The following is a 4980-nucleotide window of genomic DNA, read 5'->3' as shown; positions in this document are numbered from 1 at the left end:
GGAGGAAATCCGGGGACGCAGGCAACCTCACCACCGGTCCCTCCGGTCTCACAGGTAGCTCACAGTTCCGGTTCGGGCGCATGGGGGTGCGCCCGGAGCAACGGCCGGACTGAGGGCTGTCCAGTCCGCCGCCGCGCGACCGCGGCACTCGCAGACGAGGAACAGATGACCAGTCGCATGACCAGTTCCGCACGCAAGCACCGCAACCGCTTACGGCGCTCCGGGATGGCCGCGGCCGCGGCGCTCGCCGTCGTCGTCGCCGGGGCGGGTGCCGCTCCCGGCGCCGGCGCGGCGGCGCCCGCGGCGGGCACGCCGCAGCTCAGGCTCATCGCAGCGTCCGGCTCCGTGACGCTCGACCGCTGGAGGGACGAACCCGGCGTCTACCTGGACCTCGGGACGTACGTCACCGTCGACGGCGGCCCGCTCGAGTTCCGGGTGACCCGGAAGTCGTACAAGGACCCCGTGATCGCCAGGCAGATCATCCGCAGCGGCGGCAAGACTCGGACGAAGACCCTCCCCGAGGGCTTGGTGAAGGACTTCTCGGGCCTGCCGGACTTCCTCGAGGTCTCGGTGGAGGACGCGGCCGGCAAGGAGGTCGCCACCAGCAAGGGCACCTTCTGCCCCAACAACGCCTCCGGGCGGATACGCCCGGACGCCCCGGCCACCTCGAAGTATCCGGAGAGCTGCCCCACCAATCCGTTCACGCTCGGCTCGGTGTGGGGCGTGGAGAACGGCTGGGCCTCCAACTCCAGCACGGTCGACTACGACCGGCCGGTCGACCTGCCGGCCGGCGAGTACACGGCGAAGGTGGCGGTGGCGAAGAAGTACCGCGACCTGCTCGGCATCCCCGACGACCGGCACTCCATCAAGGTGACGGTCCGTGAGGTCGGGGACGGGGAAGCGGGCGAAGGTGCCCGCTCCCTCGCCCGCTCCGCAGCGAAGGGCGTGCAGAAGGCGCACACGGACCACGGAGCCGGGCACGGGGCGGCCGGGCACGGGGCGGGCGCCTCGCACCACTACGGTCCCCGCGGCGCCGACGAGCCCACCCCGCCGATGCTGCCGCACGCCCTGGAGGACCGCGGCACCGCGAGCCACCTGGGCGACGGCGCCGGCCACACCGACGGCTCCCGGGTCGCACCGGCGCTCAGGCCCAACGCCAAGCGGCCCACCGGCCGGGCCGGCGCCCCGGCCGGCGTGCCCAAGCCCGACCTGCGCTCGCTGCCCGCGTGGGACATCGCCATCACCGACGGCGAGGACGGGGACGTTCCCGGCAAGGACTACCTCGCCTTCAGCGCCAACGTCTGGAACGCGGGCCCCGCGCCCCTCGTCGTGGACGGCTTCCGCAGTCCCGGCAAGGATCTGATGGACGCGTACCAGTACTTCTACGACGCCGACGGCAACCAGGTCGGGTACACCCCCACCGGCACCATGGAATGGGACCCGCGCGAAGGCCACGAGCACTGGCACTTCACCGACTTCGCCAGCTACCGGCTGCTGAGCGAGGACCAGACCAAGGAGGTGCGCAGCGGCAAGGAGGCGTTCTGCCTCGCCAACACCGACGCGATCGACTACACGGTGAAGAACGCCAACTGGCACCCGTACAACACCGATCTGTCGACCGCGTGCGGCGAGCAGAACTCGATCTCGGTGCGTGAGGTCCTCGACGTCGGCTCCGGCGACACGTACACGCAGTACCGTCCCGGGCAGTCCTTCGACATCACCGACCTGCCGAACGGCACCTACCACATCCAGGTGATCGCCAACCCGGAGAAGCGGCTCCAGGAGACCGACCTGGACAACAACGTCGCACTGCGCAAGGTCGTCCTGGGCGGTGAGCCCGGCGCCCGCACGGTGTCCGTGCCGCCGTACGACCTGATCAACGCTCCGTGAGGCGTGGGCCCGGGCGGCCGCGGCCGCCCGGGCCCGTGCGCTCCACCAGCAGCCATCCCGCGAGCGCCATGGCGACGGCCACCGGCGCGGAGACGCGGAACGCGACCAGCATCGCGGTACGGCCCTCCAGGAGCCCGGCGAAGCCCACCATGGACATGCCCAGCACACCGAACAGGCACAGGGTCACGCCGAGGGCCGCGACTGGCCCCGAGCCGCCGCCCGGTGTTCCGGTTCCGTCGCCGCCCCTTCCGGCCGCGGCCGCGGAGGGACGCTCGAAGCGGCGGAAGACCGCGATCAGCAGGGCGGTCACAAGCGCAGCGGCGGCGAGCCGCGGCGGCACCTGCGCCCACCACGCCGCCGAGGCCGGTTCCGGCAGCCGCGGATCCAGGGTCAGCATCGCCCCGTACACACCCAGCATCGCGGTCAGGTGCCACAGGAACGCCGTCATGACGACACCGTTGGCCGCGACGACCGCCCGCCAGACCTTCGGACGCTCCAGCAGCCGCGCGGCGGGGCGGCGCAGCAGTTCCACGGCACCGGTCAGCCACAGGCCGTGGCAGAGCAGGGCCAGTGTCGGCGGGGCCATGTTGGAGACCTTCTCCCCCGGCATGCCGACCATGGACAGCGGGTACGGGCCGAGGGCCACCAGCGTCACCGCGCCGGCCAGGCCGCCCGCCGCGAGCGCCAGGGGTGCGCCGCGCGCCAGGAGGCGTCCGTCGGCACGCAGGAAACCGAGCTGGTGGACGGCCAGCCAGACGAAGGCGAAGTTCAGGAACTCCACGAAGGGCACGCCGAGGGCGAAGCGCAGCACGTCCACGGCCGCGGCGGCCGCGACCAGCGCGCCGAACGCGCCCCAGCCGTAACGCTCGTGGAGGCGCAGCATCGGCGGGGTGAGCGCCACCATCGCGAGGTAGACGCCGATGAACCACAGCGGCTGGGTGACCAGCCGGAAGGTGACGTCGGCCAGTCCGCCGTCCGCGCCCGCGAGTTGCGACAGCAGCGCCGCCGCGCCCCAGACGCACACGAACACCATGACCGGCCGCAGCAGCCGCTGCAACCGGGCCCGTACGAAGGCCGGGTAGCGGGCCTCCGCAGGGGTCCTGCGGCTCAGCGAGCGGTAGGACAGCGCGTGCGAGAAGCCGCCCACGAAGAAGAACACCGGCATGATCTGAAGCAGCCAGGTCAGCGGCTGCAACTCCGGTACGGCGGCGAGCAGGTTGCCGACCCCGGGTCCCCGCGCCGCCGTGCCGCCGGGAGTGGTGTCGACGGTCGCCATCAGCCAGTGGCCCAGTACGACCGTGCCGAGGGAGGCGACCCGCAGCAGATCGACGTACCGGTCGCGGGTGCCGGGCGTGGCCTCGGCCAGTTCACGGACGCTGGTTGTCATACGAGTACGGTCGCGCCCGGCCGTGCTGCGGCATCAGCGCTGTCGTACTCAACTCCCGCCTGAGTACGTGCTCCCCGTCCGCTCGGAGTCCGCTCGGAGTCCTCTCGGAGTCCTCAGAGGACGGTCGCCCCGGGCGCAGGGGAGACGGCGGTCCTGGCGGTGCGGCAGTGGCCGGAGGCGGTCAGGGCGCCGGCGATCCGCCCGGCCGAGGCGGCGTCCTTCGCGAGGAACGCGGTCGTCGGGCCGGAACCGGAGACCAGCGCGGCCAGAGCGCCCGCCTCCGTGCCCGCGGCGAGGGTCTCGGCCAGCGAGGGGCGCAGCGACAGCGCTGCGGGCTGGAGGTCGTTGGCCAGCGCCCCGGCGAGAGCGGTGACGTCACCGGCGCGCAGCGCGGCCAGCAGCGCCGCCGACGGCTCGGGGTCGGGCACGGAGACGTCCTGGGTGAGGCGGTCGAACTCGCCGTACACGGCGGGGGTGGACAGGCCGCCGTCCGCGGCGGCGAACACCCAGTGGAAGACGCCGCCGACCTCCAGCGGGGTCAGCAGCTCGCCGCGGCCGCGGCCCAGGGCCGCCCCGCCGACGAGGCTGAACGGCACGTCACTGCCCAGCTCGGCGCAGATCGCGAGGAGTTCCTCGCGGGAGGCGGCGGTGCCCCACAGCGCGTCGCAGGCCAGCAGCGCCCCGGCGCCGTCCGCGCTGCCGCCGGCCATGCCGCCCGCGACGGGGATGTCCTTCCTGATGTGGATGTGGACGTCCGGCGCGCGGCCGTGGCGCTCCGCGAGCGCGAGGGCGGCGCGGGCGGCGAGGTTCGTGCGGTCGAGGGGCACCAGCGCGGCGTCCGGGCCCTCGCAGGTGATCCGCAGCGTGTCGGCGGGGGTGACCGTCACCTCGTCGTAGAGACCCACCGCGAGGAAGACGTTCGCCAGGTCGTGGAACCCGTCCGGCCTGCGCCCGCCGACCGCGAGTTGCACGTTGACCTTGGCGGGTACGCGGACGGTGACGGGGGCGGGGGCGGTCACGGAGGCTGCTCCTCGGCTGTGCGGTGCGCTTCGCTGCTCTGGCACGCCGATGGTACGTGCCCCCACCCCGGCCCGGGCGCGCCCGGGGTGACGGGCCGCCGGGCCGGGCGGGCGCGCGCCGTCGCGCCGGACGCGGGCCTGAGCGGGACACGCCCGGCCACGACCGGGGCGGCCCCCCGGCCCGGCGCCCCGTGAGCGAACCGGCGCCGCCCGGCCGGAGCAGGCGGCAACCGCCCCGGCCGGGCGGGCCTCGGCAGCGGCCGGGAAAGGGCCCGCCGGGGGCACGGCGAGACACCGCGGACGCCGGGCGCCCCGCAAACGGCGGTGCCCGGCGCCGGCCCGAGGGGAGACGGCCGGCCGTGCCCGAGGCGGCCAGGAGGACCGACCGGCACCGGGGACCCGGGCCGGCGTCGACGGAACACCTGCCCGGAGCCGGGCAACGCCCACGACGGCCGGAACCCCGCAGGCAACCGCCGGCCGGTCGGCGCCGGGGGGAACGGAGTTGGCCCGCCGAGGCACGGCAGGACGTGCGGCGGCCGGGCCGGACGCCCGGGCGCGGCCAGGGTCGCCCCACCGGACCGGCCCCGCACCGGAACCCGGGCGGCGCCGACGGGATCCGACGCTCCCGGAGCTCTCGGAGCTCTCGGAGCCCTCGGACGGGAACCGGCGTGCCGGGGAGTGGGC

At 74.7% G+C, this 4980-nt stretch carries 3 protein-coding genes; 1 reads left to right on the top strand and 2 read right to left on the bottom strand.

Going from position 1 to position 4980, the window contains the following annotated elements; genetic code table 11:
- Nucleotides 1–177 precede the first annotated feature (177 nt).
- Nucleotides 178–1890: a lysyl oxidase family protein gene (locus tag GUY61_RS34590; protein WP_166634283.1), complete on the top strand. Its 1713-nt coding sequence runs from the start codon at nt 178–180 to the stop codon at nt 1888–1890.
- Here the strand turns inward: GUY61_RS34590 and GUY61_RS34585 are convergent.
- The gene (locus GUY61_RS34585; protein WP_166634282.1) at nt 1877–3277 is read right to left on the bottom strand and encodes an acyltransferase; all 1401 of its coding nucleotides are present in this window, start codon (nt 3275–3277) and stop codon (nt 1877–1879) included. The genes GUY61_RS34590 and GUY61_RS34585 overlap by 14 nt on opposite strands.
- Before the next feature lie 113 nt (nt 3278–3390).
- A complete protein-coding gene (locus GUY61_RS34580; protein WP_166634281.1) occupies nt 3391–4296 on the bottom strand; it encodes a 4-(cytidine 5'-diphospho)-2-C-methyl-D-erythritol kinase in 906 nt (301 codons plus the stop codon).
- Nucleotides 4297–4980 lie beyond the last annotated feature (684 nt).

Origin of the sequence: Streptomyces sp. GC420 (genome assembly GCF_009916105.1) — a bacterium.
In the GTDB taxonomy this organism is placed as follows: Bacteria; Actinomycetota; Actinomycetes; order Streptomycetales; family Streptomycetaceae; genus Streptomyces.
The sequence above is the reverse complement of the archived record's forward strand: the minus strand, read 5'-3'. Positions and strand labels throughout refer to the sequence as shown.

What these genes read in the sequence shown, in the direction of transcription:
- GUY61_RS34590 (WP_166634283.1), top strand. Translation starts at nt 178, where the DNA reads ATGACCAGTTCCGCACGCAAGCACCGCAACCGCTTACGGCGCTCCGGG.
- GUY61_RS34585 (WP_166634282.1), bottom strand. Translation starts at nt 3,277, where the DNA reads ATGACAACCAGCGTCCGTGAACTGGCCGAGGCCACGCCCGGCACCCGC.